This is a genomic window from Vibrio sp. 1580 (assembly GCF_033340055.1).
In genome coordinates this window covers 1-610 of record NZ_JAWOVT010000433.1, presented here as the reverse complement: position 1 = coordinate 610, position 610 = coordinate 1, and the positions used below count along the sequence as shown (strand labels likewise).

The window sequence follows — 610 nt, the reverse complement described above, 5'->3', positions numbered from 1 at the left end:
TTTATCGTGAGTGGTCGCACGTTGAACTGCGATTTTTTGGCCATCTAGATTAGCAAAATCTAGGTTTGCACCTTTCTTAGCGATGAACTTATTTGGGATCAATGCGTATTTGCCCGTGAAATCCACTTTCTTCTTACGTTCTTCGGTAATCGACATTGCCGCGATGATCGCATCGTATTTACGAGCCAATAGAGAAGGAATAATGCCATCCCAATCTTGTGCAACGATCTGACACTTCACTTGCATTTCTTCACACAGCGCATTGGCCATATCAACATCAAAGCCTTTTAGAGAGCCATCGGTTTCTGTCCAGCTAAATGGAGGGTATGCGCCTTCAATGCCAAAGCGAACTGTTTTCCATTCTTTCGCTTGAGCAACACCAGACACTGCCGTTGCAGCAAGAGTTGCTGCCAATAACCACTTTTTCATTTCCATACTCCTGTGATTGCTATTTTATTTGGTTTTGTTCGTTGTGCTTACTTAGGAGGCAAAACTCTGCCGCCTAATGAATATTAGTAGATAGATGAGATAAACTGCTGTAATCGTTGCGAATCCGGGTTAGTAAATAGCTTAGCTGGATCTCCCTGTTCTTCCACTAAGCCTTGATGCA

Annotated in this window: 1 protein-coding gene and 1 pseudogene; both read right to left on the bottom strand. The window is 43.1% G+C overall.

Annotated features, from left to right (window positions below; translation table 11 throughout):
* Nucleotides 1-429: transporter substrate-binding domain-containing protein (locus R7093_RS26430; protein WP_318147177.1), on the bottom strand; the 429-nt coding region annotated here is incomplete at its 3' end.
* An 83-nt stretch (nucleotides 430-512) separates the two neighbouring features.
* A pseudogene (locus R7093_RS26425) lies at nucleotides 513-610 on the bottom strand (histidine/lysine/arginine/ornithine ABC transporter ATP-binding protein); the annotation flags it as partial.